Below are 25,819 nucleotides of genomic sequence, written 5' to 3'. Positions count from 1 at the left end.
CTTTGATCAATAGGATCCGCCGATGATCAGAACACATCGGCCGGCGGCAGGAGTCTGTGCTCTGCTCGCCGCCCTGGCGGCCGGGATCGCGTTCCCCGGCCATGCGGTCGCCGACGAGACCGAACAGGCCGCTCCCAAGGTGGAGCTCGTGCTGGACGTCAGCGGTTCCATGCGGACGGCGGACATCGACGGCGGGACGCGCATGGCCGCGGCCAAGCAGGCGTTCAACGAGGTGCTGGACGCGACGCCCGAGGGGGTCCAGCTCGGCATCCGCACGCTGGGCGCCAACTACCGCGGCAACGACCGCAAGGAGGGCTGCAAGGACACCGCGCAGCTGTACCCGGTCGGCACGCTCGACCGCACCGAGGCGAAGACCGCCGTCGCCACACTCTCGCCGACCGGCTGGACCCCGATCGGCCCCGCGCTGCTCAAGGCGGCCGACGACCTCCAGGGCGGTGACGGGACCCGCCGTATCGTCCTGATCAGCGACGGCGAGGACACCTGCCAGCCGCTGGACCCGTGCGAGGTGGCCCGCGAGATCGCCGCCAAGGGCGTCGGGCTGACCATCGACACGCTCGGCCTGGTGCCGGACGCCAAGACCCGCGACCAGCTCAGCTGCATCGCGGACGCGACCGGCGGCACGTACACCTCCGTCCAGCACAAGGAGGAACTGACCGACCGGGTCGGCCAGTTGGTGGACCGGGCGGCGGACCCCGTGGTCACGCCGGTGGCGACCGAGGGGACGGACCAGTGCTCGTCCGCGCCCGCGCTGAAGTCGGGGCTGTACACCGACCGTGAGGAGTTCGGGCAGCAGCGCTGGTACAAGGTCGACGTCAACCCGGGCCAGGAGCTGCGCGCTTCGGTGAGCGTCGCGGCCGACCGGGCCGTCAACGCCGACTACGGTGTGCTGCTGCGCGCGGTGACCGTGCACGGGCGGGAGATAGTGCGCGGCGAGGCGTCGGGCCTCGGGCGAACGGACGTCATCTCGACCGGGCTGCGGTACCCGAAGGCCGAGAGCGACGACGACGAGGACACCACGCCGGAGACCGTCTGTCTCCAGGTGACCAACTCCTTCTCGGCCGCGTCCGGGGTGAAGACCAGCCCCGGCCTGCCGGTCGAGCTGACGGTCGACGTGGTGGACGGGCCGTCGAAGGCGAGCGATGTCGCCTCCTTCGGTCTCGGCCGCGGCTGGTGGCTGCTCGGCGCGCTGGTGCTGACCGGCTTCCTCGCGGGTCTGGTGTGGGGCTGGGTGTCGCGCTGGCGGGTCGCGGTCTGGAGGACCAACTGATGTCGATCACACGTGTGTTGAGCGCCGCCATGCTGGCGGTGGGCCTGGCGGCCGGTCCGGCGGTGGCGGATTCCTCCCCCTCCCCCAGCGCCTCGGAGGACAGCGGCGCGCCCACCCAGGCGGGCACGTCCTTCCGTACGGCGGCCGAGATCGACCAGGGGCAGCGGGCGACGGCCAGCGGGTCCACCGGCGACTACCTGTACTGGTCGTTCCCGGCCGACGCCGGCCGGCGCCCGGACGTCAAGGCGACGGTGAAGCTGCCCGACGCGCACGCGGGGCAGACCTGGCAGCTCGACGTGTACGACGGTCTGCGGCGCCGGCAGGCCTGCCAGTACGGCGCGCAGACCCGCACGGCCGCGCAGGGCGCCACGTCGGTGGAGCTGGCCTGCGTGATGCGTACCGTGCGCGCCTGGTCGGAGCCGTGGGCCGACGATCCGCTGCCCGGCACGTACTACATCCGGCTGACCGTGGTGGACCTGACCTCGGCCGACCTCGGTCAGCCGGTGAGCGCCGAGGTGAAGGTGGACTCCAAGGACATCGGCGGCTCGGCGGCGGTGGACGGTTCGCTGGCCGAGCCGCTGGTACCGGGGATCGCGGTCAAGGCCGAGTCGGACGCCGACAGTTCCTCGTCCGACGACGGTTCTTCGACCTCTAAGTCGGCGGTCCTGTCCAGCATCGAGCCCGACGGCGGCTGGTCCTCCGGCTGGTGGAGCGACCGCTGGGTGTGGACCGGGATCGGCGGCGTGCTGGCCGCGCTGGCGGGGATCGGCGGATATGCGCTGACGCGGGGGTCGGGCCGGCCGTCGCGGGTACCGCCGGGCGCGTGATCCTGTACAGAACCTGGTGACTGGGCCCCGTTCGCGGCGGCCCAGTCGTCGTTTCAGGCCTCCCGCAGCTCCTTGGCCAGCGCCCCGTCCCCCGTCACCGTGACCCGCCCGCCCCGCACCGCCTCCGCCAGCCCCAACTCGCCCCGGGCCAGAGCCGTACCCGTCCCGGCGTCGAGCACGAGCCGGGCGTCGGGCTCGGCCGGAGCCGGGCCGTCGCCGTACACCGGTCCCTCCTCCGCCCCGACGTACAGGTGGAAGTCCCCCTCCCCCAGCCGGACTTCGACAAGCCCCTCGCCCGTCAGGGCCCGCAGCAGCGGCAGCGCGAACCAGTGCGCGCGCACCGCGTCGGTCGGCCGGCGCTCCCCCAGTTCGGACTCGCCCCACTTGCCCAGTGCCTGGAGTACCGGCAGCAACTCCCGCCCGCGGGGCGTGAGTTCGTAGACGTACGCCGCACCCGGCGGGGGCAGCCGCCGCCGGGTGGTGAGCCCGTCCCGCTCCATGTCCTTCAGCCGGGAGGCGAGGACGTCCGTGCTGACCCCCGGCAGATCCGCGTGCAGGTCCGTGTAGCGGCGGGGACCGGCGAACAGCTCCCGGACGATCAGCAGGGTCCAGCGGTCGCCGACGACGTCGAGGGCGCGGGCCGCGGAACAGTACTGGTCGTAGCTTCGGCGAGGTGACATGCGACGCAGTCTAGACAAGATGTTGGACTTTCCAAGCTCCTACTTGGTAAAACCAAGCAACACGAGTTCCCGGAGGGGCGCATGGAGTTCCGGCAGTCCAACAAGCTCAGCGAGGTCTGTTACGAGATCCGCGGACCGGTGATCGAGCACGCCAACGCGCTGGAGGAGGCGGGCCACAGCGTGCTGCGCCTGAACACCGGCAATCCGGCACTCTTCGGCTTCGAAGCCCCTGAGGAGATCCTCCAGGACATGATCCGGATGCTCCCGCAGGCACACGGCTACACCGACTCGCGCGGCATCCTCTCCGCCCGCCGTGCGGTGGCCGGGCGCTACCAGACGCTGGGCCTGGAGGTGGGCGTCGACGACGTGTTCCTCGGCAACGGCGTCTCGGAGCTGGTCTCCATGGCCGTACAGGCGCTGGTCGAGGACGGCGACGAGATCCTCATCCCCGCCCCCGACTTCCCGCTCTGGACCGCGGTGACCACCCTCGCCGGCGGCAAGGCGGTGCACTACCTCTGCGACGAACAGGCCGACTGGTACCCGGACCTGGCCGACATGGAGTCGAAGATCACGGACCGCACCAAGGCCGTCGTCATCATCAACCCGAACAACCCGACCGGCGCGGTGTACCCCAAGGAGATCCTGGAGGGCATCCTCGACCTGGCCCGCCGGCACGGCCTGATGGTCTTCGCGGACGAGATCTACGACCAGATCCTGTACGACGACGCCGTCCACCACTCCACCGCGGCCCTCGCCCCCGACCTGGTGGTCCTCACCTTCTGCGGCCTGTCCAAGACGTACCGGGTGGCCGGCTTCCGCTCGGGCTGGCTGGTCGTCACCGGCCCGAAGCAGCACGCCAAGGACTACCTGGAGGGCCTCACCATGCTGGCCTCCATGCGGCTGTGCGCCAACGCCCCCGCCCAGTACGCGATCCAGGCCGCACTCGGCGGCCGCCAGTCGATCCGGGAACTCGTCACCCCCGGCGGCAGGCTGCACGAGCAGCGCAACGTGGCCTGGGAGAAGCTCAACGAGATCCCCGGCGTCTCGTGCGTCAAGCCGAAGGGCGCCCTCTACGCCTTCGCCCGCATCGACCCCAAGGTCCACCCGATCCACGACGACGAGAGGTTCGTCCTGGACCTGCTGCTCCAGGAGAAGATCCAGGTCGTCCAGGGCACCGGCTTCAACTGGCCCGCCACCGACCACTTCCGCATCCTCACCCTCCCCCACGCGGAGACCCTGGAGACGGCGATCGGCCGGATCGGGCGGTTCCTGAGCGGCTATCGACAGTAGTCGTGCCGTGGTCATGCGGTAGTCATGCGGTAGTCATCGGGGGCCGTCCGGGTATGCCGTACCCATGACCCAGCGGCCTCTGCTCCTCCTCGACGTCGACGGCCCACTGAACCCCTTCCGGGCCCGGTTCCTGCGGCACCGCGGGTACGTGACCCGCAGGCTGCACCCCGCCGGCTGGTCCGCCCGCCAGCGGCCGGACTCCCGCAGGCTGCGCCGGGGGCTGCGGGTGCGGCTGCATCCGGGACACGGGGTCCGGCTGCTCGCGCTGCCGTACGAACTGGCCTGGGCCACCACCTGGACGCACCAGGCCAACGAGATGATCGGCCCGGTCGTCGGGCTGCCCGAACTGCCCGTCATCGAGTGGCCGGAGCTGTTCGCGAAGGATCCGGACGGCCTGTACTGGAAGACGCGGACCGTCGTGGCGTGGGCGGCCGGACGGCCGTTCGTGTGGGTCGACGACATGGTCACCGAACTCGACGTCCGCCATGTCGCCGAGCACCACGAAGGGCCCGCACTGCTCCTTCCGGTGGATGCGCGGCACGGCCTGCGGGCGCGTGACTTCACCGAACTGGAGCGCTGGGCTCTTAGCGTCTCTGATCAGCCAACTGATCCTTTGTGATCCGCGGGTTGCGGGATCGGTTGGATCGGTTCCCACCGTGGTGGGGTGGCGTGGGCGTGCAGGTGAAAGCCTGCGCCCAGTGCCGCCCCTCTAGGCCGGTGTCGGCGGGTGGTGGGTGTGCTGATCGTCGTCACGCCCTGGTGCCGGTGGGCTGCGCGGGGCAGCCGTTTTGGGCCCGTGTGAGCGTGTCCCTCCGGACGCTTGCCCGCCGGACCCGAGGGACCGGTAGGGGAGGGTGCCCCGCGTCGCCTGGGCGCGGAGCGTGCGATTGTGCGCCGGGTGGGTCCGGCCTTGGACCGGTCTCCCCGGCGGATCCCAGTGATGGTGGCCGTTTCGACCACTGCGGTGGTTTCGAGCTGGTCGACCACGCTGCGGATGACCATCGCGCCACTGGCGCGGTCGACCGCGGTCTTGGTTTGGTGGGTGGAGCCGCGTGCGGCGATGCGCTGCCATGCTCCGGTGTCGCGGTCGCCCTGCCAGCCGCATTCGGGGTTGGGGCAGATGGCCCATTTCCAGCCGGGTACGGTGGGCCGGTCGGGGGCCTTGCGGTGGCGTAGCGGTACCAGGCAGCGGGGGCAGTGCCGGGAGGTGCCACGGGCCGGGACTGTGACGACAGCGATTCCCGCTTCGGCGGCCAGGTGCCGCATGCGTTCCACGATCTGTCCGCGAACCTGCTGGGACAGACGGGTGTTGAGAGTGCGGCCCATGCCCCGGGCTTCCATCGAGCGCAGGTCCTCGACGTAGATCACGCTCGCGTGGGCGGCCAGTGCCTGGTCGACCGTCCACCTTGCGGCGGACCGGGCAAGCGCGTCGTTGAGGTTCGAGCGTCGGTCGGCCACGTACCGAATCTCCTGGGCCAGGACGGCGTGTTTGCCGGACAGATAATGGCTGTCGGTGTCGTTGATGAGCCGCCGATAGTGATCGGCCTTGGCATGCAGATGCTCGCCCTCGCGGCGCAGCCGGTGCTGTTTGGCCAGCACTCCGGCGGCCCGGAACTGGGCACCCGAGCCCAGCGCGGTGATCGTCCCGTTGTCGTGGAGCCGAACGGCGCCCGCGCTGAGCAGTGCGTTGAGGCCCCAGTCCACGCCCAGCGCCACTGTGTGCCCGGTGCGCCGGGCCTTCGGCACGGTGTGGGTGTAGGCGAGGTCAGCGTGGACCCGGCCGTGGTGGGCGCGCAGGGTGGGCAGGTGCACCAGCGCTCCGGGCGGGATGGTGGGCGGCAGTGTGATGGGGCAGACCACCCAGGTCCAGTCCCGATAAGAGCTGGGGGCGGGGCAGGTTGGCAGCTGCAGCCGCAGCAGCGCCCGGCCCGGCTCATCACTGCGGGCAAGAGTGGCCTGCTGTCCGTCGCAGGCGGAAAGCAGCAGCATCCGCGCCGCGTGGGGTGCGGCCTCAAGCTCGAACACGTCGGCGGGCAACCGGCCGTGCTTCTCGGCGAAGGCGGCGATCTGCCGAGTACGGGACCTGATCACGCTGGAGGGCAGATCCCGGCCGTCGGGGACGGCGGCACGGACGGCATCCCACTCATCCGAGGTGCGCCTGCCCGACTCCGCGGGCCAGGTCCCAATGACTCCGGCGGTCAGATCCGCGCGCCACTTGGCCGACCGGAGCAGGCGCCCGGCCTGCTCCTGGGCCATGCGCACGATGCGGTCGTTGACGCGCATGTCCTCGGCCGGTGCGGTGGTCCAGCCCAGTCGCCGCAGCGCCATCCACGCGTTCGACGGCAGCTTGCGGCCTGCGCCGTCCACACCTGAGGCCAGCAGGTCAACATCGGCGGCGTTCCAGTGCACACCCAGCAGAGCGGCAGCCATGCTGGACACCAGATCCGCCGCCCAGCCCACCCGCTGGGCCAGAACTGCGGCCGACAGCACCTCGCCAGTCTTCTCCACCACGCCCGCACGCAGCAGGCCACGGGCACAGGCGATACGGGCCGTCTCGTCCTCGCCCAACGGCAGCCTCCGGCTCACCGGCACCTCTCCCCACCCGTAGTGCTGTCATCCGATCAACGACGCGCCCGCGGAAAGGTCACGCATTCGATCCGCGCACCCACATACGACCGGCAGACGACACACCACTGCACATCACTACAAGTCCCTAAGGGAAGTGTGAGCCTCTGACGTATGGCTGATGTCTTCCTCGTCCGGCACGGTGAGACCGAGTGGTCGCGGTCCGGACGGCATACCGGGTGGACCGACGTGCCGCTCACCGAGCACGGCAGGGACGAGGCGCGCCGGCTGGTGCCGCTGATCCGCTCGCACCGCATCGGTGCCGCGTTCGTCAGCCCGCTCCAGCGGGCCCGCGAGACCGCCGAGCTGATCGGGGTGCCCGACGCACGGGTCGACACCGACCTGCGGGAGTGGGACTACGGCGGCTACGAGGGCGTGACCACCATGGAGATCCAGCGCACCCGGCCCGGCTGGTTCCTGTTCACGGACGGGGTCGCGCCCGGCCCGCCGGACCACCCCGGGGAGAGCCCGGAGCAGGTCGGGGAGCGGGCCGACCGCATGCTCTCCAAGGTCGAGGCGGCCCTCGCCAACACGGAGGGGGTCGTGCTGCTGGTCGCCCACGGTCACTTCCTGCGCGTCCTGACCGCCCGCCGACTCGGCCTGGCGCCGTCCGCCGGGGCCCTGTTCCAGCTGGCGACCGGGACGCTGTGCCGACTGGGCACGGAGCACGACCGGCCGGTGATCGCGGGCTGGAACATCCGGCCGGGCGGGTAGCGGCACCGCGTTGTCAGTGGCCGGTCGTAGCCTTCGGAGAAGGGATCAGTACCGCGCTCGACACCGGGGAGGTGCGCACCGTGACCCGACCGCCCACCGCCGCGCAGCGGCGGGTCGTCGACGCCGCCGACCCGGTCACCGGGCGGCTGCGGGGTACCGAGGCGCAGCTGGCGGCGCTGGTGAGGCGCGGGCTCGCCTTCCGGCACCCGCGCCCGCCGCACGACCACTTCCTGACGCCGGCCGGGCACCGGATACGGGAGGCTCCGGAGGCCCTGACCGCGACGGAACCCCGGGCCGCGACGGAGTCCCGGGCCGCGCGGGAACCCGAGCCGGCCGGGGGGTTCGCCGCGCGGGTCGGCGGGGAGGAGTCGGCCGCGGGCGGGCCCGCCCGAGCGCGTGAGGTGCACAGCGCCTGGCAGGGGCTGCTCGAACTGCGCCGGATGACCAATCCCGACGGCGCCACCGACCGGCCGTGCGGCTGGGAGCGTGCGCATCTGGTGCGGGCCGCCGCGCTCGCCCTGGAGGCGGCCGGGCAGCCGCCCGAGGGGCCGGGCACCCCCGGCTACCGGGTGCGGGCGACCCCGCAGCCGGAGGCGGTCGCGGTGTACGCGCCGCAGGGCGAGCCCTTGCGGGCGTGCGCCGCATCCCTGGAGCGGGCGGGCTGGCAGACCGGCGAGTACACGGAGCCCCGGACCAGAACGCGCTATCTGCTGGCATCGCCGCGCCGGGTGTGACGGGCGTGTCAGGATGCCGACAGAGGATCAGTGCGTCGTACACGAGAAGGGGAAGTCGTGAGCGAACCGTATTCCGTCCGGGTGACCGTCCGTGGCTACGAGACCGATGTGCAGGGCCATCTGAACCAGGCGGTGTACATCAACTACGCCGAGCACGCCCGCTGGTCGCTGCTCCAGGCGGCCGGGGTCACGCAGGCCGAGCTGATCGGGCGGGGCGTGGGCCCGGTGGGACTGGAGACGACCATCCGTTACAGGCGGGAGCTGCTCGCCGGTGACGAGGTCGACGTGACCTGCGCGTTCGAGTGGGGCGGTGGCAAGACGTTCCGGATACTCCAGAAGATCACCAAGGCGGACGGCACGCTGGCCGCCGAGGTCGACGCGGTCGGCGGGCTGCTGGACCTGAAGGCCCGGAAGCTGGTCGCCGATCCGCGCGAGGTCTTCAAGGAACTCGCCTCGGACCCTGCGCTGTTCGGGATATGACGCGGTCCGCGCCGTCTGCACGGCCGTCTACACGTCGAGCAGTTCCGGCTGGTGCTCGGCGTCGTAGACCGCCCGGGCCTGTGCGATGTAGTGGCGGTTGCGCTCGGCCCAGTCGGTCAGCCGCTGCAAGGTCTCGTGCAACTCCATCGCCACCGGGGTGAGTTCGTACTCCACGCGCGGAGGCACCGTCGGGTACACGGTGCGGGTCACCAGGCCGTCGCGCTCCAGGTTGCGCAGGGTGAGGGTCAGCATCCGGCGGCTGATGCCCTCGATGCCGCGCTCCAGTTCCGTGAAGCGGATGGGCCCGTGCGAGGCCGCCACCAGGATCTGCACGCTCCATTTGCCGGCCACCCTGTCAAGAACCTCGCGGACGGGGCAGGCGTGCGCGTTCACGACCTGGCTGGTAACACCGGTGTTCCTCTGGGACATCGAACTGCCTCCTTACGCCGTCCTCTCATGGTCACTCACCATGAACCCCGTTACAAGTCGTGCCCCTTGCGCACGATCGGTTCCTGTTGATGTCCCTGACGAGCTACGGCGACTGCGGAGGCCAGAAGGCCATGTCGACCACGACCGGCACACCGGCCGCACCGGTGACTCTCTCCCGAACATACCCGCGTCGGGCATCCCTCGCCGTCCTGTGCGCGGGCGCGCTGATGACGATCCTGGACGGCACCATCGTCACCGTGGCGATGCCGGCCGTCCAACGCGACCTGGGCTTCAGCGGTCCGGGGCTGGCCTGGGTGGTGAACGCCTATCTGATCCCGTTCGGCGGACTGCTCCTGCTGTTCGGCCGTCTGGGTGATCTGGTGGGCCGGAAACGGATGTTCACGGCCGGGCTCGCCGTGTTCACCGCGGCCTCCGTGGGGTGCGGGCTGGCGACGAGTCAGGGCGCGCTGATCGCGGCGCGTGCGGTGCAGGGCGCGGGTGGCGCGATGACCTCGGCCGTCGTGCTCGGCATGCTGGTGTCGCTCTTCCCCGAGCCGCGCGAACAGGCCCGTGCCATCGCGGTGTTCAGCGCGGTGGGGTCGGTGGGCGCCACCCTGGGCACCTTCCTCGGCGGAGCGCTGACGCAGGCGCTGAGCTGGCACTGGATCTTCCTGATCAATCTGCCGATCGGGGTGGCGGCCTGGCTGGCCGCGGTACGGATCCTGGCCCGCGAGCCCGGCGCGGGGCTCCGCGGGGGCGCCGACGGTCCGGGGGCGGCCCTGGTCACCGGCTCGCTGATGCTCACCGTCTACGTCATCGTCGGCTCCGGCGACCGGGGTCCGGCCGCCACCGTGCTCCTGGCCGCGCTCGCCCTCGCCCTCCTCGTGGCGTTCACCGTCCGCCAGGCCCGGGCCGAGCACCCGCTGCTGCGGCTGCGGCTACTGCGTTCCCAGGCGCTGAGCGGCGCGAACGGCGTACAGATCCTGATGATCGCGACGATGTACGGCTTCCAGTTCCTCGGCGCGTTGTACCTGCAACGCGTGCTGGGCTACGGCGAGTTGCACACCGGTCTCGCCTTCCTGCCGGCACCGCTCGCGATCGGCGCCCTGATGCTGGGGCTGTCGGCGCGCATGACCGGCCGCTTCGGCGCGTACCGCGTGCTCCTCGCCGGGCTGGTCCTCATCACCGTCGGGATGGCCCTGCTGAGCCGGGCGCCCGCCGACGGGTCGTACGCGGCCGACGTGCTGCCCCCGATGCTGCTCATGGCGGCCGGCTTCGCCGCGGCGATGCCCCCGCTCACCGGCCTCGCCATGGCCGGCGTCCGCGAGGAGGACGCGGGACTGGCCTCCGGGCTCTTCAACACCACGCAGGTGGTGGGCGGTTCGCTGGGCCTGGCCGCCCTGTCCACCCTCGCGGCGAGCCGTACCGACGGCCTGCTGCACGCCGGCGCGGAGCTGGTGCCGGCCACGGCGGAGGGCTACCGGCTGGCGTTCCGGGTGGCCGCGGTGATCGCGGCGGGGGCCCTGGGGCTGGCGGCGGTCGCACTGCGGCCCCGGCGCGCCTGAACCGGGCGGGGCCGGCGCCCCTGAACCTGGCGGCGCCGGCTCTCAGGACCCCGGGAACGCACCCCTGTGGTCCTCGGCCCACTCCCGATAGGTCCGGGCCGGCCGGCCGAGCACCTCCCGGGCGTCCTCGGTGACCACCGCGTTGCCTCCGGCACGGACGAACGCCACGCCCATCAGGGCACCGTCCGCCTGAGCCCCCTCCATGCCCCAGGCCGTGCGAAGGAAGTCGCGGGTCTCGTCCGGGGCCAGGTCCCGGGTCGGGACCGGGCGGCCCAGGACCTCGGCGAGCACGGCGGCCTGACCGGGGACGGTGATCGCCTCGGGACCGGTCAGGGTGTACGTCCGCCCCGCGTGCCCGGCGTCGAGCAGGGCCCGCACCGCCACCTCGGCGATGTCGCGGGGGTCGATCACGCCCGAAGCGCCGTCGCCGGTCATGTTGGGGACCGGCTCGCCCGTGCGCAGGGCCTGGACCCAGGTCAGCGTGTTGGAGGCGAACGACGAGGGCCGCAGCACCGTCCAGTCGAGCCCGCTGTCCCGCACTGCCCGCTCGCCGGCCACGTGCCACGAGCCGGAAGGGCCGGTGGCCGGGTCGCCGGTGGCGATGGCGGAGAGCTTGACCAGCCGCTCCACACCGGCGGCCCGGGCCGCGGCGACCAGGGCCGCGTCCTGCCCCGCGTCGGGACCGGCCGGCCGGAGCAGGAACGCGGCCGTCGCACCAGCCAGCGCGGCCTCCAGGGACGCCGGGTCGGCGTAGTCCCCACGCACCACCTCCACCCCGGCGGGCACCGTCGCCTTCACCGGGTCGCGGGTGAGCGCGCGCACCTTCGCGCCGCGTCCGGCCAGCTGTCGTACAACGTCGTTTCCGATGGTGCCCGTGGCACCCGTCACCAGAATCATGGGGTCCACGGTGGGCCCGCCGGGGCGCCCTTCTCTTGGAAATTCCGGCACGGCAGGACCGCCCGGGCGGCGGTGCCGGTCGCCTACGGTGGAAAGGTGCCGAAGACCATCGCCGAGCCGCTTGCGACCATGCCCGACGTGCTGCGCCCGTGGATCTCCGAGGTGCGGCCCATGTCCTTCGCCGAGCCCCCCGAGGGGACGTTCGTCCAACTGCCGGACGCGCTGACCAAGGTGGTGCTGCGGGTGACGGCGGACGGGCAGCGTGACGTCCTGGCCGTCGGGCCGCGGGTAAGGGCGACCTACCACGAGGGGAAGCCCCACGTCTCGTGCGTGGTACTGCACCTGGCGCCGGGTACCTCCCGGCCCCTGCTGGGTGTGCCGGCCGCCGGACTGGTCGGCCGGGTGGTGCCGCTGGACGCCCTGCCGGGCGGGGTGGCCCGCCGGTTCGCGCGTGAGGTGCGGTGGCTGGACCCGCTGGAGGCACTGCCGCGGATCGCCGAGGTGCTGCCCGGGCTGTTGTCCGAGCAGACGGATGCGGGCCGGACGGCGTTGCTGCGGGCCGGCGTGGACGCGTTGTCCGTGCGGCTGGACCGGGCGCCCGCGCAGGTACGGGACGTGGCCCGGGAACTGGCCGTCAGCGAGCGCCAGTTGCGGAACCTGTTCACCGACGGCGTCGGGGTCTCCCCGAAGCACTACGCCCGTATCGACCGCGTCCGCACGGTCGCTGCCCGCGCGGGCAGCGTCGGCTGGTCGGAACTGGCCGCCGCCACCGGCTACTTCGACCAGTCGCACATGACGGCCGACTTCCGCGCCCTGATGGGCGTACCGCCCCGCTCGTACGTGACCGAACGGCTCCCCGCGCCCAGTCCCTGCCAGGCGATCCGGCGCGGCTGAAGCCGGGGCCCCGGCTCCTTCGGGCAGGCGTGGCCGCCCGCGACGCTCACGGCGTGTCCGGGTCCGGGCGGGTCGGGACCGGTACCTGGTTGAAGCCGTAGTAGAGGGCCAGCAGGCCGTGTGCGGCCAACGTGAGCGGGGCCGAGACGAAGGCCAGGCCGACGGTGACCGGGTAGCCGAGTGAGCCGAGCGCGAAGCGGGCACGGGTGGCACGCGCGGCCTCGACGTCCACGCGGGCGTCGAAGAGATGGCCGGTCCGGGTGAGATGCCACCACAAGGCCTGGAAGGCGGCCGCCATCAGGACCATCACCAGGCTGTAGACGGCCGCCGCCGCGTGCGAGGACGCGTCCTCCCGCAGGTACTCGGCGAGCATCGCCGTCGGCCAGGGCACCGCGGACACCACCATCAGCACCAGCAGGTTCAGGAACATCAGCTTCCGGTCGACCCTGGCGACATAGCTGAACAGCTGATGGTGGTTGACCCACATGATCCCGACGACCAGGAAGCTCACCACGTAGGCCGCGTAGGACGGCCACTGGGCGCCCAGCGCCTGCCAGAGGCTGCCGCCCTCCGCGGTCTTCGGCACCTTGATGTCCAGGACGAGCAGGGTGACGGCGATGGCGAAGACCCCGTCGCTGAAGGCCTCCACACGGCCCGACTCGTTCATGACGCACTCCCCCGTCGGCTCACAGGGACTTCCTACCGCATCCCGCGCCCCGGAGCCGGCGTCACGGGATCGACTGAGGTGCCGCGAGCGGTACGGCGGCCTCCGTCGTGCCCCTCGCTCCCGCGCGCTGCCGGCCCAGGTGGTTGAAGACCAGGTTCAGCACCACCGCCGCCACACATCCCGTCGAGATGCCCGAGTCGAGGACGGTCCGGGCGGTCTCCGGGAAGGCGTGGTAGACGGTCATCGGGGCGACCCCGGCGAAGGTGACGCCGTTGACGAAGGGCAGCCGGGCGCCGATCCTCCAGACGCCGAGGGTCTGGAGGAAGGTGGCGAGGCCGGCGGTGAAGAGGCAGGCGGCGGTCAGGAAGGTCAGTTCGGTGCCGGTGAGGCCGATGGCCGCGCCGACGACCAGGGGCGGGGCGACCACTCCGGCGTACATGGCGGCCACGTGCTGCAGGCCGGTGGTCGCCATTTTCAGGGGCGGGAGCTTCTCGTCGACGGGATGCACTTCTTGCACTGCGGCTCTCCTCCGGTGGGTTACGCGGCGGCTCTGGCGCGGGTTTCAGGGAGGTGGTGCGTGATCCAGGTCGTGCGGGACCCGAGAGGAGGACGGTGACCGGTCCCGGGCGCGCGCATGGCAGCGCGCGCCCGGGAGACGGCCGCCGTGGACCCTTCCGGGGTCCACGGCCACCGGCCGGGAGCCGTCCCTCCCGACCGGAGCTCACACGCCTTGCGGAGAAGGGGAGTTACCGCCCGGCGAGCTGCGCCAGCCGCTGGGCCTCGGCCCGCGTGGAGCGGGCGATGGCGTCCTCGTCGACGTGCAGCAGACGGTTGTCCTCGACAATCTGACGGCCGTTCACGAAGGAGGCGGTGACCGGGGCGGCCGCGCCGAAGACCAGGGCGGTCACCGGGTCGGCGATGGAGGCGTGGGCGAGGGTGTCCAGCCGCCACAGGACCAGGTCGGCGAGCTTGCCGGGTTCGAGGGAGCCGATCTGGCTCCCGCGGCCCAGCACCTGGGCGCCGCCGTGGGTGCCCAGGCGCAGCACCTGGCGGGCGTTCAGGGCCGCTTCCCGGTGCGCGCCGAGGCGGTTGATCAGCAGCGCGTTGCGCAGTTCGGTGTGGAGTTCGCCGGACTCGTTGGACGCGGTGCCGTCGACACCGAGGCCGACCGGGACGCCGGCGGCGAGCATGTCGGGGACACGGGCGATGCCGGCCGCGAGGCGGGCGTTGGAGGACGGGCAGTGGGCGACGCCGGTCCTCGTGCGGGCGAACGCGGCGATGTCGGAGTCGTTCATGTGGACGCAGTGCGCCATCCACACGTCCTCGCCGAGCCAGCCCGTGGACTCGAAGTAGTCGGTCGGGCCCATCCCGAACAACTCCTTGCAGAACTGCTCCTCCTCGACGGTCTCCGAGCCGTGGGTGTGCAGGCGCACTCCCAGTCGGCGGGCCAACTCCGCGCCCTGCCGCAGGAGTTCGGTGGAGACGGAGAACGGCGAGCAGGGGGCGACGGCCACCTGGGTCATCGCGTCGAAGGAGGCGTCGTGGTGCTCCTCGACGGTCGCCTCAGTGGCGGCGAGGGCGCCTTCGAGGGTCTCGACGGCGAAGTCCGGGGGCAGCCCGCCGTCCTTCTCGCTGCGGTCCATGGAGCCGCGGGCGAGGGTGAAGCGGACGCCCGTCTCGCGGGCGGCGCGGATGATCGCGCCGGACAGGTCGCCGGAGTCCCTCGGGTAGACGTAGTGGTGGTCCATCGCGGTGGTGACACCGCCGCGGGCCATCATGGCGAGCGAGCCCTGCGCGGCCGCGTACACCATGGGCTCGTCGATGCGCGCCCAGGTCGGGTAGAGCGCGACCAGCCAGTTGAAGAGGTTGTGGTCGGTGGCCAGGCCCCGGGTGATCCACTGGTAGTAGTGGTGGTGGGTGTTGACCAGGCCGGGGGTCACCAGGTGGCCGGTGGCGTCGATCCGCCGTACGACGTTCTCCAGTCCCTCGGGAGCACGGCCCGCGCCGAGCGACTCGATCCGGTTGCCGGCGATGACGACGTACCCGTTCGCGTACTCGGTGTCGTGGGCGTCGACGGTCGCGATCGAGCAGTTCTCGATGACGATGCGCTGGTCTGCTGCCATGGTTCGTCCTTTTCGCTCAGTGGACTTGTGGGGAGGGCACGGCAGGACCCCGGGGATTTGAGTGCCTCGGCCGGGGAGCCGGACAAGGTCGCCGCCCCGGCCGAGGGTGCCGAAAAAGGGATGCTCAGAGGTTGGTGAGGTCCACCGGGATCCTCGCCTCGCAGCCGTCCCGCAGGATGGTCGCCTCGATCAGGCCGTAGGGCCGGTCGGCGGCGTAGTACACGGCACCGTCCTCGGTGGCGTTCTTGAGACCGAACGGCTCCAGGTCGACCAGGAAGTGGTGCTTGTTGGGCAGCGAGAAGCGGACCTCGTCGATCTCGCCGCGGTTGTTGATGATGCGCGAACCCATCTGGTACAGCGTCTGCTGCAGCGAGAGGGAGTACGTCTCGGCGAAGGCCTGGAGCATGTGCTTCTTCGTCTGCTCGTAGGACTTCTCCCAGTTGGGCATCTTCTGCTCGTCGTCGGTCCAGTTGAACCGCCAGCGGCTGGAGACCTGGGTGGCCAGAATGCGGTCGTACGCCTCGGGGAGCGTCGTGTACTTGTCCTTGACGTAGCCCCAGAACTCCGAGTTGGTCGAGTTCATCACGACGAGGTCCTTGAGGCCGGAGATGACCTCCCACGACTCACCGTCGAACGTGATCTGGGTGAGCCGGGTCTCCTGGCCCTTGCGCACGAACGAGTGCTTGACCTCGTCCGCGCCGATGAACTTGGAGTTGGCGTCCGAGGCCTCGATGCGCTCCCAGGCGTACTCCTCGATGCGGATCCGGGCCCGGTGGATCGGCTCCTGCGAGGTCACGAAGTGGCGGGCGAGGTGGATGCCGAACTGCTCGGCGGAGTCGATGCCGTGTTCCTTGGCGAACGCGAACACCGTGTTCTTGGTGGTGTCGGTCGGCAGGACGTTGGCGTTGGAGCCGGAGTAGTGGACCTCGTCCATGTCACCGGAGAGCGACACCGAGACGTTGAGGTCCTTGACGTGGTGGGTGGCACCGTCCCGCGTGATCTTCACGACCCGGTTCTCGGCCTTGCCGTACTGGTTCTGTCCCAGAATGGTGGGCATGAGCTAGCTCCCTCGGTAAACGGAGTAGCCGAACGGGTTGAGCAGCAGCGGTACGTGGTAGTGCTCACCCGGTACGACGGCGAACGTGATCGCCACCTCCGGGAAGAACACGGCCGGTCCGCTGTCCCGATTCGCGGGGGCGTCCTGCTGCGCATCGGCTTGCTTCTTCGCGGTCTTCTCTTCGAAATACGGCTCGACGGCGAAGTCGAGCCGCACGTGTGTCGTCCCCTCCGGCAGGTCCGGAAGGTCCTTGCACCGGCCGTCGGCGTCGGTCGCGGAACCGCCGAGCGCCTGCCAGTCCGCCTCCCGGCCGCCGCGGGCGGAGAGCCGGACGGCGACGCCCGCGGCGGGGCGGCCGACGCTGGTGTCCAGGATGTGGGTGGACACGGAGGCGGTGGTGCTGGTGCTCATGCTGCTGTCAGTCCTCTTCGACGATGCGGGCGAGCCGGATGCGGTTGATCCTGCCCAGCTCGGTGCGGACGATCTCCCGCTCCCGCTCCGGCGGGTTGCCGATCCGCTCCTTGGCCGCGTCCCGCATCTCCTCGCCGGTGCGGCCGGTGGCGCAGATCAGGAAGACATGGCCGAACCGCTCCTGGTAGGCGAGGTTGAGTTCGAGCATCTCCGCCTTGAGGCCGTCCGCGGCGCCGGCCATGCCGGACTGCTCCCGGGCCGAGGTGGGGTCGCCCGGCTTGGGGCGGCCGATCGGCGGGTGCCCGGCCATGGCCTGAGCCAGGTCGGCCTCGCCCAGCTCGGCCATGGCGGCGTCGCTGGCGGAGTAGAGGGCCTCGGGGGTGGCGTAGGGGCGGGCGGCGAGCAGGCGCCGGGCCCAGGCCGTGGAGGCGCACGCCTCGTGGAGGGCGGCGAGTGCCGCGTGCTCCTCCAGGTCGTTGAACCGGGCCAGACCCGGGGGCGTGGAAGTCGACGTCACGGGAGCCTCCGTGGCCGTGTGCGGCCTTCGTGCTGAACGGGCTGCCGTTAGCTAACGCCCTCCGGAACCCAGCGTCAACACTTTGTTGAAAATTCCGCGTAACATCCCTCGCTCGTGCCCCGCAGGTCGCTCCCGGGGCGCTCCTCGCGGGTCAGCTCTTCTCGCGGTTCAGGTAGTTGTAGACGGTGAAGCGGCTCACCCCGAGCGCGCTCGCCACGGTCTCCACGCCGTGCCGTACGGAGAAGGCGCCTCGCGCCTCCAGTATGCGCACGACCTCCTGCTTCGCCTTGCGGTCCAGGTCGGCCAGCGGTTTGCCCTGCTTGCGCTCCATGGCGGCCAGGATGTGATCGAGGGAGTCCGCGAGCTGCGGCAGCCGTACGGCGACCACGTCCACGCCCTCCCAGGCGAGCACGACGTCGTCGGCGCCGGCCTCGTCGGGCGGGAGCATCTCCCCGCCCATGGCGTCGACCAGCGGCTTCACGGCGGTGATGAAGGGTTCGTCCCCGCTTCGGGTCACTTGTCGTCACCCTCCCCCACCACGTTGACCTGGAGCGAGATCCGGGTGGCCCCGGCCTCCAGGGCCCTGCGCAGCAGTGCGTCCACGGCGGTGAGCACGGCGTCTGAGCCGCCCTCCGCCGTGTTCCCGAACGGCCCGACGTCCACCGCGTCCAGCGCGGCCGCCTCGACGACCTCACGGGCGACCAGCGCGTGCGCGGGGGCCTCGTCGAGGTCGAAGGGCTCGGTGGTGAACTCCACTCTCAATCGCATTGCGCCCCCAGAACACGTCCCTGACCCGGCCGCGACGGACCCACTCCGGCCGCCACGAGGCGACCCTAACGGACCATGGCCGTCCTCCGCCCGCCACGCAGCCAAGCCGCCGGAGCACAGCGCACCGGGCTCATCCGCGCTCCTTGCGCAGGAAGCCCCGCAGCCGCCTCTCCGGCCAGGTGTTGATCACGTCGTCACCGGTGAGCCAGCCACGCTGGGCGGTGCCGATGCCGTAGCGCATGTTGGCGAGGTGCGGGACGGCGTGGGCGTCGCTGTTCACGGCGAACCTCACGCCGTGCCGGCGGGCCCGCAGGATGTCCTCGTCGCGCAGGTCGAGGCGGTCCGGGTGGGCGTTGATCTCCAGGGCCGTGCCGGTGCGGGCGCAGGCGGCGAAGACCGCGTCGAGGTCGGCGTCGATGCCGGGCCGCTTGCCGATGAGACGGGTGGTGGGGTGGCCGATGACGTTGACGTGCGGGTTCTCGCAGGCCCGGACGAGGCGCCTGGTCAGCTGCTCGCGGCTCTGGTTGAAGTGCGAGTGCACGGACGCCACGCACAGGTCGAAGCCGGCGAGGAAGTCGTCGGGCCAGTCCACCCCGCCGTCGGGCCCGATGTTCAGCTCGGTGCCGTGCAGCAGCCGCAGCCCGCCGCGCCGGCCCCTGGTGGGGTACCTGCCGTCCAGCTCGCGCACCCGTTCCCGCTGGGCCAGCATCCGCTCGTCGGTCATGCGCTGCATCGCCATGTCGGGGGCGTGGTCCGTGATCGCGTAGTAGGCGTAGCCGCGCCGGGCGGCCGCCTCGGCCATCTCCTCCAGCGGGGCGAGCCCGTCGGTGAGGTCGGTGTGGGTGTGCAGGTCGCCGCGCAGGTCGGCCTCGGTGACCAGCTCGGGCAGCTCGCCGCGCAGCCCGGCCTCGATCTCTCCGCGGTCCTCGCGCAACGTCGGCGGGATCCAGGGCAGGCCGAGCCGGGCGTACACCTCCTCCTCGGTCTCCGAGACGATCTTCTCGCCGCTCTCGACGTCGAAGAGGCCGTACTCGGAGAGCTTGAGCTTCTGGTGCACCGCGATCTCACGGGTGCGGATGTTGTGGGCCCTGGAGCCGGTGAAGTACTGCAGCGCGGCTCCCCACGAGTCCGGCGGTACGACCCGCAGGTCGACGTTGAGGCCCTTGCTGGTGCGCACGGACGTCTTGGTCCCGCCCTGCCCGATGACCTCGGTGACGTACGGCAACCCGGTGAACGCCCTCATGAGCGGCGCCGACTTCTTCGCCGCCGCGAGGATGTCGATGTCGCCGATCGTCTCCCGCATCCGGCGCAGTGATCCGGCGTACGCGCACCGCTCGCAGCCGGTCACCGCGGACAGGGCGCCGACGATGTCCTCCGCGAGGTCCGTGGCCAGGTCGAGCTGCACCCGGCCGCCGGCGGACCGGAGCAGCGCGATGCCGTGGAGGATGTTCTCCTCGGTCTTCGGCCCGAAGCCCTTGAGGTCGCGCAGCCGCTCCTGGTGGATGGCGTCGGCGAGTTCCTCGACGGAGGAGATGCCGAGCTCCTCGTAGACCGCCATCGCCTTCTTCGGACCGAGGGTGGGCACGGCCGTCAGCCGCCGGACCCCGGCGGGGATCTTCGCGCGCAGTTCGTCGACGGCGGAGACGCTGCCGCTGTCGAGGTATTCGAGGACCTTCTGGGCGATCGACTTCCCGACGTTCGGGATGTCCTGGAGCCCCTTGAGGTCGAGCGTGGCGACATCGGCGTGGTGGCCGCCGACGGACCGGGCGGCCTTCTCGTAGACACGTGCCCTGAAGGCGTCGCCGCCGGTGATCGAGATGAGGTCCGCGTACTCCTGGAACAGCGCGGCGACCTCGTCGTTGGAACGGGCCACACCTCCAGGGTAGGGCGCGGGATGTGCGCGGGCGCTCTTGACAGCCTTCCCTGCCCACAGGCAGTCTTCCATTAAGCAGAAATTAATTTCCGCAATACGGAAACATAGAGAGTGGAAGGGAGCGCCGACCCCATGGGATTCGCAGAGCAGCGCTTCACCGTCAACCTGTCGATCCTCTTCACGGAACTCCCGCTCCTGGAGCGCCCCGCGGCCGCCGCCGCGGCCGGCTTCCCGGCGGCCGAGCTGTGGTGGCCCTGGGTCGACTCCCCCACCCCCGAGCGCTCCGGGCTCGACGCGCTGAGGAAGGCGATCGAGGACGCGGGCGTCCGGCTGACCGGCCTGAACTTCTACGCCGGCCAGCTGCCCGGACCCGACCGTGGCGCCCTGTCGGTCCCGGGCGCGGAGTCGGAGAGGTTCCGCGCCAACATCGACGTGGCGGCCGACTTCGCCCGGTCGCTCGGCTGCACGGCGCTCAACGCGCTGTACGGCAACCGCGTCGACGGCGTGGACCCGGCCGAGCAGGACGCGCTGGCCCTGGAGAACCTGACGCTCGCGGCGCGCGCGGCCGACCGGATCGGCGCGGTCCTGCTGATCGAGGCGCTCAACGCGCCCGAGTCACCGCGGTACCCGCTGGTGTCGGCCCCGGCCGCGGTCGAGGTCGTCGACAGGGTCAACGAGGCCACGGGACTCGGCAACGCCCGCTTCCTGATGGACCTCTACCACCTGGCGATGAACGGCGAGGACCTGCCGTCGGTGATCGAGCGGTACGCCTCGAAGACGGGCCACGTCCAGATCGCCGACAACCCGGGCCGCGGCGCCCCGGGCACGGGGTCGCTGCCGCTGGCGGACCTCCTCGACGGGCTGAGGAAGGCCGGGTACGACGGCTGGGTGGGCCTGGAGTACAAGGCGGGCGACCGCCCGAGTGCGGACGCCTTCGGCTGGCTGCCGGTGGCACAGCGCGCCGCCCGTTGATGTGACCGCCCCCGGGGGCTGCCGCCCCCGGACCCCCGCTTCGGCCTTCGGCCTCGTCCTCGAACTCCCCCGGAGGGGGACCCCCAGACGGGCTGTGTGATCGACGTATCCAGAGAGGCACCCCCTATGAGCAACACACTCCCCAAGATCGCCTGGATAGGCCTCGGCATCATGGGCTCCCCCATGTCCGAGAACCTGGTCAAGGCGGGCTACGACGTCACCGGCTTCACGCTGGAGCAGGACAAGCTGGACCGGCTGGCCGCCGCCGGCGGCACCGCGGCCGCCTCCATCGCCGAGGCGGTGCGGGACGCGGACGTGGTCATCACCATGGTCCCCGCGTCGCCACAGGTCGAGGCCATCGCGTACGGCCCGGACGGCATCCTGGCGAACGCGCGGTCCGGCGCGCTCCTCATCGACATGTCGTCCATCACCCCGCAGACCTCCGTCGACCTGGCGAAGGCGGCGCGGGACAAGGGCATCCGCGTGCTCGACGCGCCCGTGTCCGGCGGTGAGGCCGGTGCCGTCGAGGCCGTGCTGTCCATCATGGTCGGCGGTGAGCAGGCCGACTTCGACGCCGCCAGGCCGGTCTTCGAGGCGCTGGGCAAAACCATCGTGCTGTGCGGTCCGCACGGCTCGGGCCAGACCGTGAAGGCCGCCAACCAGCTGATCGTCGCCGTGAACATCCAGGCGTGCGCCGAGGCCGTGGTCTTCCTGGAGAAGTCCGGTGTGGACCTGACGGCCGCGCTGGACGTGCTGAACGGCGGCCTGGCCGGCTCGACCGTGCTGACGCGGAAGAAGGACAACTTCCTCAGCCGCGACTTCCGGCCGGGCTTCCGGATCGACCTGCACCACAAGGACATGGGCATCGTCACGGACGCGGCCCGCAACGTCGGCGCCGCCCTGCCCGTCGGCGCCGTGGTGGCCCAACTGGTCGCGTCCCTGCGCGCGCAGGGCGACGGCGGCCTCGACCACTCCGCGCTGCTGCGCGCGGTGGAGCGCCTGTCCGGCGCGCAGGTCTGAGCCGGACCGCATGACTTCCGGGCGGTGGCGGTGCCGACACCTGTCCTGTCGCGCCCAGGCGCCGGCGCCGCCCGGAAACCACTTCAACAAACTGTTGACGCCCTGGCCGACCCGATCCTAGGCTCCACGAAGCGGAAATGAATTTCCGCTGACACCCGCACGGAAGGCCCACGATGTCGAAGCGCGTGCTCACCACCGAGTCCGGCGCCCCGGTCGCCGACCACCAGAACTCCGCCTCCGCCGGCATCGGCAGTCCGCTCCTCCTCCAGGACCAGCACCTGCTGGAGAAGCTCGCGCGCTTCAACCGCGAGCGCATACCGGTGGGGGCACCTCCCACGCCCTTAAGGCAGTGGGGGAGGGTGGTGCACGCCCGGGGCAGCGGCGGGTACGGCCACTTCGAGGTGACCGACGACGTCACGGGGTTCACCTGTGCCGACTTCCTCGCCTCGGTCGGCGAGCGGACCGAGGTGTTCGTGCGCTTCTCGACGGTCGCCGACTCGCTGGGCGGCGCCGACGCCGTACGGGACCCGCGCGGCTTCGCGGTCAAGTTCTATACGGCGGAGAGCAATTACGACCTCGTCGGGAACAACACCCCGGTGTTCTTCGTCAAGGACCCCGTCAAGTTCCCGGACTTCATCCACTCGCAGAAGCGCGACCCCTTCACGGGCCGTCAGGAGCCGGACAACGTCTGGGACTTCTGGGCGCACGCCCCCGAGGCCACCCACCAGGTGACCTGGCTGATGGGCGAGCGGGGCATCCCGGCGTCGTACCGCCGCATGAACGGCTACGGCTCGTACGCCTACCAGTGGGCGAACGCCGAGGGCGAGGCCTTCTTCGTCAAGTACCACTTCAAGACCAACCAGGGCGTCCGCTCTTTGAGCAGCGAGCAGGCCGCCGAGCCGGCGGGCAAGGACCCGAAGGCGACGACCGCGCAGAACTACGGCCGGGACGGCTTGATGGCCGCCAACGCCCGGGGCCGGCACGCGAAGAACTACGAGCCGAACTCCTACGACGGCCCGGTGGAGACCGGCCGCCCCCGGTCGGCGCCCCTCGCCGTGACCGGCCACACGGGCACCCACGAGGCCCCGCTCCGCACCAAGGACGACGACTTCTTCCAGGCGGGCGAGCTGTACCGCCTGATGTCCGCGGAGGAGCGGCAGCGGCTGGTGGCGAACATCGCCGGCGGCCTCTCGCAGGTCACTCGCGACGACGTGATCGAGAAGAACCTGGCCCACTTCCACGCCGCCGACCCGGAGTACGGCAGGCGCGTGGCGGAGGCGGTCCGCGCCCCGCGCGAGGACTGACCCCACAGGCGGCCCGCGGCGGCCGACCGGCCCGGATGAGGGGTGGCCGGTCGGTGTCGGCGCGCGGGCGGGGCGAGGACCGCGGCGGCGTGCAAGCCAGTGCGGTGGTGAAGGAACCGAGCGCTCTTCTCGACCAGAGGGAAGGACGCCCCCGGCTCCCTCGCACCCGCCGCGGTCCCAGCCACACCCTGGCCCCCGTCCGGCGGCGCGAACGTCCCGTCGCGCCCGGCCTCGCGCCGTCGGACGGCCACAGCCGGGGAGAGCGCCACGGACTCGTCGAGCGCCGGATGCGGAACCGCCCGCATCCGGCGCTTCGGCGTGCGTTTCCACCCCCGCCGCAGGAGCCTTGTGGCATGACTGCACATCCACCGACCCAGTTCCCGCGCATCGTCGTGCACGCCCCGGCCCTGGACGGCTCCCGGCGGGTCACCGAGGGCGACGTCACCCTCGGGATCGCCTCCCACCTCGACGACGTGATCGAGATCCTGCGGATGGCCGACCTGGACCGGATCGAGGTCGAGGAGAGCGACCTCATCGAGTGGCAGGGCGGCGGCCCGGACGACTGGCCGGGCCTGACCGAACATCCCGAAAGCTGATGTACCCGGACGAACGTACCGGCCGATCCTCAAATAAAGCTCTGAACTGCGTTCAACATGCTTCAACCGCCCCAGTCAGGGGGCATATTCGCGTCACACGGTGCCCGCCGGCACGGGGGCGGCGGGCACCGAGTCATCTACGACGCGAAGCGGGCGGTCCATCCCCGGGATGGACCGCCCGCTCTCGTCTTCGCCGGCTCAGACCTTCAGTGTCCTGATCGACGTCGGGGCGTGCCCCGGCTCGGTCGCCATCTCCTCGAACTCGACGACGTTCGAGATGTCGTTGGTGGTCGACATGGAGATGTTGGTGACCCGCTCCAGGATCGCCTCCACGACGACCGGCACCTGGTGCTCGGCGGCCAGCTTCTTGGCCTTCTCGAAGGCCGCGCCCAGTTCCGCCGGGTCCGTCACCCGGATCGCCTTGCAGCCCAGGCCCTCGGCGACCTTGACGTGGTCGACGCCGTAGACGCCCAGTTCGGGCGAGTTGATGTTCTCGAACTCCAGCTTGACCTGGAAGTCGATGTCGAACGCCCGCTGCGCTTGGCGGATCAGGCCCAGGTAGGAGTTGTTGACCAGGACGTGGATGTACGGGATCTTGTGCTGCGCGCCGACCGCGAGTTCCTCCAGCATGAACTGGAAGTCGTAGTCGCCGGAGAGGGCGACGACGGACGCCTCCGGGTCGGCCTTGGCCACGCCCAGCGCGGCCGGGATCGTCCAGCCGAGCGGGCCGGCCTGGCCGCAGTTGATCCAGTGCCGGGGCTTGAAGACGTGCAGCATCTGGGCGCCGGCGATCTGCGAGAGGCCGATCGTGGAGACGTACCGGGTCTCCGGGCCGAACGCCTTGTTCATCTCCTCGTAGACGCGCTGCGGCTTGATCGGGATGTCGTCGAAGTGGGTGCGGCGCTGGAGGGTCGCCTTCCGCTCCTGCGCCGAGGCCGCCCAGGCGGAGCGGTCGGGCAGCCCGCCGGTCGCCTTCAACTCCAGTGCCACCTCGACGAGCAGTTCCAGTGCCGCCTTCGCGTCGGAGGCGATGCCGTAGTCGGGGGCGAAGATCCTGCCGATCTGGGTGGGCTCGATGTCCACGTGGACGAAGGTGCGGCCGGCCGTGTAGACGTCCAGCTTCCCGGTGTGGCGGTTGGCCCAGCGGTTGCCGATGCCGAGGACGAAGTCGGACTCCAGGAAGGTCGCGTTGCCGTAGCGGTGCGAGGTCTGCAGACCCACCATGCCGGCGTTCAGCTCGTGGTCGTCGGGCAGGACGCCCCAGCCCATCAGGGTCGGGACGACCGGGGTGCCGGTCAACTCGGCGAACTCGACGAGGAGTTCGGCGGCGTCCGCGTTGATGACCCCGCCGCCCGCGACGATCAGCGGACGCTCGGACGCGTTCAGCATCCCGATCGCCTTCTCGATCTGGGCGCGGGTGGCAGCCGGCCTGTAGACGGGGAGCGGCTCGTACGTCTCCGGGTCGAACTCGATCTCGGTGAGCTGCACGTCGATCGGCAGGTCGATCAGGACCGGGCCCGGGCGGCCGGAGCGCATCAGGTGGAAGGCCTGCTGGAAGACGCCCGGGACCTGCGCGGCCTCCAGCACGGTGACCGCCATCTTCGTGACGGGCCTGGCGATGGAGGCGATGTCGACGGCCTGGAAGTCCTCCTTGTGGATCACCGCGGTCGGGGCCTGGCCGGTGATGCAGAGGATCGGGACGGAGTCGCCGGTGGCCGAGTACAGACCGGTGATCATGTCGGTGCCGGCCGGGCCGGAGGTGCCGATGCAGACGCCGATGTTCCCGGGGTGCGTACGGGTGTAGCCCTCGGCCATGTGCGAGGCGCCCTCGACATGGCGGGCGAGGGTGTGCTGGATGCCGCCGGAGGCCTTGAGCGCCGCGTAGAAGGGGTTGATCGCCGCGCCGGGCACACCGAACGCATCGGTGACGCCCTCGCGCTTGAGGATCTCAACTGCCGCGCGGGCAGCGGTCATACGAGCCATCGAGAACTCCTGCTTTCGGCTGTCGGATGCCTGCTCCCGTCGCGCCCCGCGGTGAGCATCGTCTTCAGTTTTCCGTATTACGGAAACTAACTTCTACTATCTGAA

General features: G+C 71.2%; 27 protein-coding genes. 13 read left to right on the top strand and 14 right to left on the bottom strand.

Annotated features, from left to right (window positions below; all coding sequences use genetic code 11):
- The first annotated feature begins 22 nt into the window (after window positions 1–22).
- Together ACZ4UV_RS08140 and ACZ4UV_RS08135 are read left to right on the top strand one after the other, a co-directional pair.
- Window positions 23–1,288, top strand: coding sequence for a VWA domain-containing protein (locus tag ACZ4UV_RS08140; RefSeq protein WP_451017854.1), 1,266 nt, complete (start codon window positions 23–25; stop codon window positions 1,286–1,288).
- Window positions 1,288–2,115, top strand: coding sequence for a hypothetical protein (locus ACZ4UV_RS08135; RefSeq protein ID WP_451017855.1), 828 nt, complete (start codon window positions 1,288–1,290; stop codon window positions 2,113–2,115). Before ACZ4UV_RS08140 ends, ACZ4UV_RS08135 begins: the two co-directional genes overlap by 1 nt.
- Window positions 2,116–2,168: 53 nt before the next feature.
- On the opposite strand, the gene ACZ4UV_RS08130 is transcribed toward ACZ4UV_RS08135, so the two are convergent.
- Window positions 2,169–2,795, bottom strand: coding sequence for a winged helix-turn-helix transcriptional regulator (locus ACZ4UV_RS08130; RefSeq protein ID WP_451017856.1), 627 nt, complete (start codon window positions 2,793–2,795; stop codon window positions 2,169–2,171).
- 81 nt (window positions 2,796–2,876) lie between these two features.
- Here ACZ4UV_RS08130 and ACZ4UV_RS08125 point away from each other — a divergent pair, with 81 nt between their 5' ends.
- Both ACZ4UV_RS08125 and ACZ4UV_RS08120 read left to right on the top strand, forming a co-directional pair.
- Complete coding sequence (locus tag ACZ4UV_RS08125; RefSeq protein WP_390034595.1) at window positions 2,877–4,085, top strand: pyridoxal phosphate-dependent aminotransferase; 1,209 nt, start codon at window positions 2,877–2,879, stop codon at window positions 4,083–4,085.
- A 64-nt stretch (window positions 4,086–4,149) separates the two neighbouring features.
- Window positions 4,150–4,704, top strand: coding sequence for a hypothetical protein (locus ACZ4UV_RS08120; RefSeq protein ID WP_467836741.1), 555 nt, complete (start codon window positions 4,150–4,152; stop codon window positions 4,702–4,704).
- Here the strand turns inward: ACZ4UV_RS08120 and ACZ4UV_RS08115 are convergent.
- Window positions 4,683–6,653, bottom strand: a complete 1,971-nt coding sequence (locus ACZ4UV_RS08115; protein WP_467836737.1) for a zinc ribbon domain-containing protein — start codon at window positions 6,651–6,653, stop codon at window positions 4,683–4,685. The genes ACZ4UV_RS08120 and ACZ4UV_RS08115 overlap by 22 nt on opposite strands.
- A gap of 171 nt (window positions 6,654–6,824) precedes the next feature.
- On the opposite strand from ACZ4UV_RS08115, the gene ACZ4UV_RS08110 reads away from it, so the two are divergent.
- From ACZ4UV_RS08110 to ACZ4UV_RS08100, 3 genes are all read left to right on the top strand, one after another.
- Window positions 6,825–7,424 carry a histidine phosphatase family protein gene (locus ACZ4UV_RS08110; protein ID WP_451017860.1) on the top strand — a complete coding sequence of 200 codons (600 nt, stop codon included), beginning with the start codon at window positions 6,825–6,827 and terminating at the stop codon, window positions 7,422–7,424.
- An 80-nt stretch (window positions 7,425–7,504) separates the two neighbouring features.
- On the top strand, window positions 7,505–8,158 hold the full coding sequence (locus ACZ4UV_RS08105; protein ID WP_451017861.1) for a hypothetical protein: 654 nt from the start codon (window positions 7,505–7,507) through the stop codon (window positions 8,156–8,158).
- Window positions 8,159–8,215: 57 nt separating this feature from the next.
- Window positions 8,216–8,638, top strand: a complete 423-nt coding sequence (locus ACZ4UV_RS08100; protein ID WP_467836728.1) for an acyl-CoA thioesterase — start codon at window positions 8,216–8,218, stop codon at window positions 8,636–8,638.
- Window positions 8,639–8,665: 27 nt separating this feature from the next.
- On the opposite strand, the gene ACZ4UV_RS08095 is transcribed toward ACZ4UV_RS08100, so the two are convergent.
- Window positions 8,666–9,067, bottom strand: a complete 402-nt coding sequence (locus tag ACZ4UV_RS08095; RefSeq protein WP_351488756.1) for a winged helix-turn-helix transcriptional regulator — start codon at window positions 9,065–9,067, stop codon at window positions 8,666–8,668.
- Between the two features lie 227 nt (window positions 9,068–9,294).
- On the opposite strand from ACZ4UV_RS08095, the gene ACZ4UV_RS08090 reads away from it, so the two are divergent.
- Window positions 9,295–10,632 (top strand): MFS transporter, encoded by a 1,338-nt coding sequence (locus tag ACZ4UV_RS08090; protein ID WP_467837906.1) that lies wholly within the window; start codon window positions 9,295–9,297, stop codon window positions 10,630–10,632.
- A 42-nt stretch (window positions 10,633–10,674) separates the two neighbouring features.
- Here the strand turns inward: ACZ4UV_RS08090 and ACZ4UV_RS08085 are convergent, their stop codons facing one another.
- A complete protein-coding gene (locus ACZ4UV_RS08085) occupies window positions 10,675–11,529 on the bottom strand; it encodes an NAD(P)H-binding protein (protein ID WP_451017862.1) in 855 nt (284 codons plus the stop codon).
- Window positions 11,530–11,658: 129 nt separating this feature from the next.
- Here ACZ4UV_RS08085 and ACZ4UV_RS08080 point away from each other — a divergent pair, with 129 nt between their 5' ends.
- On the top strand, window positions 11,659–12,423 hold the full coding sequence (locus tag ACZ4UV_RS08080) for a helix-turn-helix domain-containing protein (RefSeq protein WP_467837904.1): 765 nt from the start codon (window positions 11,659–11,661) through the stop codon (window positions 12,421–12,423).
- Window positions 12,424–12,469: 46 nt separating this feature from the next.
- On the opposite strand, the gene ACZ4UV_RS08075 is transcribed toward ACZ4UV_RS08080, so the two are convergent.
- From ACZ4UV_RS08075 to polX, 9 genes are all read right to left on the bottom strand, one after another.
- Window positions 12,470–13,090, bottom strand: a complete 621-nt coding sequence (locus ACZ4UV_RS08075) for a TMEM175 family protein (protein WP_390034600.1) — start codon at window positions 13,088–13,090, stop codon at window positions 12,470–12,472.
- 61 nt (window positions 13,091–13,151) lie between these two features.
- The gene (locus tag ACZ4UV_RS08070; RefSeq protein ID WP_467837902.1) at window positions 13,152–13,562 is read right to left on the bottom strand and encodes a solute carrier family 23 protein; all 411 of its coding nucleotides are present in this window, start codon (window positions 13,560–13,562) and stop codon (window positions 13,152–13,154) included.
- A 274-nt stretch (window positions 13,563–13,836) separates the two neighbouring features.
- A complete protein-coding gene (locus ACZ4UV_RS08065; protein WP_451022479.1) occupies window positions 13,837–15,213 on the bottom strand; it encodes an 8-oxoguanine deaminase in 1,377 nt (458 codons plus the stop codon).
- 124 nt (window positions 15,214–15,337) lie between these two features.
- The gene (gene pucL, locus ACZ4UV_RS08060) at window positions 15,338–16,270 is read right to left on the bottom strand and encodes a factor-independent urate hydroxylase (protein ID WP_451022480.1); all 933 of its coding nucleotides are present in this window, start codon (window positions 16,268–16,270) and stop codon (window positions 15,338–15,340) included.
- A 3-nt stretch (window positions 16,271–16,273) separates the two neighbouring features.
- The gene (uraH, locus tag ACZ4UV_RS08055) at window positions 16,274–16,681 is read right to left on the bottom strand and encodes a hydroxyisourate hydrolase (RefSeq protein WP_451022481.1); all 408 of its coding nucleotides are present in this window, start codon (window positions 16,679–16,681) and stop codon (window positions 16,274–16,276) included.
- Window positions 16,682–16,688: 7 nt separating this feature from the next.
- Complete coding sequence (gene uraD / locus ACZ4UV_RS08050; RefSeq protein ID WP_451022482.1) at window positions 16,689–17,198, bottom strand: 2-oxo-4-hydroxy-4-carboxy-5-ureidoimidazoline decarboxylase; 510 nt, start codon at window positions 17,196–17,198, stop codon at window positions 16,689–16,691.
- Window positions 17,199–17,349: 151 nt separating this feature from the next.
- The gene (locus tag ACZ4UV_RS08045) at window positions 17,350–17,715 is read right to left on the bottom strand and encodes a helix-turn-helix domain-containing protein (RefSeq protein WP_351488778.1); all 366 of its coding nucleotides are present in this window, start codon (window positions 17,713–17,715) and stop codon (window positions 17,350–17,352) included.
- Entirely contained in the window at window positions 17,712–17,966 is a 255-nt protein-coding gene (locus tag ACZ4UV_RS08040; protein ID WP_351488781.1) for a YkoF family thiamine-binding protein, read from the bottom strand. Before ACZ4UV_RS08040 ends, ACZ4UV_RS08045 begins: the two co-directional genes overlap by 4 nt.
- Before the next feature lie 130 nt (window positions 17,967–18,096).
- Window positions 18,097–19,839, bottom strand: a complete 1,743-nt coding sequence (gene polX / locus ACZ4UV_RS08035) for a DNA polymerase/3'-5' exonuclease PolX (RefSeq protein ID WP_451022483.1) — start codon at window positions 19,837–19,839, stop codon at window positions 18,097–18,099.
- A gap of 132 nt (window positions 19,840–19,971) precedes the next feature.
- Here polX and ACZ4UV_RS08030 point away from each other — a divergent pair, with 132 nt between their 5' ends.
- From ACZ4UV_RS08030 to ACZ4UV_RS08015, 4 genes are all read left to right on the top strand, one after another.
- Window positions 19,972–20,811: a TIM barrel protein gene (locus ACZ4UV_RS08030; RefSeq protein ID WP_451022484.1), complete on the top strand. Its 840-nt coding sequence runs from the start codon at window positions 19,972–19,974 to the stop codon at window positions 20,809–20,811.
- A gap of 126 nt (window positions 20,812–20,937) precedes the next feature.
- Window positions 20,938–21,831 carry a 2-hydroxy-3-oxopropionate reductase gene (locus tag ACZ4UV_RS08025; protein ID WP_467836706.1) on the top strand — a complete coding sequence of 298 codons (894 nt, stop codon included), beginning with the start codon at window positions 20,938–20,940 and terminating at the stop codon, window positions 21,829–21,831.
- A 173-nt stretch (window positions 21,832–22,004) separates the two neighbouring features.
- Window positions 22,005–23,135 (top strand): catalase, encoded by a 1,131-nt coding sequence (locus ACZ4UV_RS08020; protein ID WP_467836703.1) that lies wholly within the window; start codon window positions 22,005–22,007, stop codon window positions 23,133–23,135.
- A 353-nt stretch (window positions 23,136–23,488) separates the two neighbouring features.
- Window positions 23,489–23,731: a hypothetical protein gene (locus ACZ4UV_RS08015; RefSeq protein WP_351488793.1), complete on the top strand. Its 243-nt coding sequence runs from the start codon at window positions 23,489–23,491 to the stop codon at window positions 23,729–23,731.
- Between the two features lie 198 nt (window positions 23,732–23,929).
- Here ACZ4UV_RS08015 and gcl read toward each other — a convergent pair whose 3' ends face one another.
- Entirely contained in the window at window positions 23,930–25,714 is a 1,785-nt protein-coding gene (gene gcl, locus ACZ4UV_RS08010; protein ID WP_467836700.1) for a glyoxylate carboligase, read from the bottom strand.
- Window positions 25,715–25,819: the final 105 nt, after the last annotated feature.

Source organism: Streptomyces sp. NPDC028289 (assembly GCF_055565975.1).
This window is presented reverse-complemented; position numbering and strand designations above follow the sequence as displayed.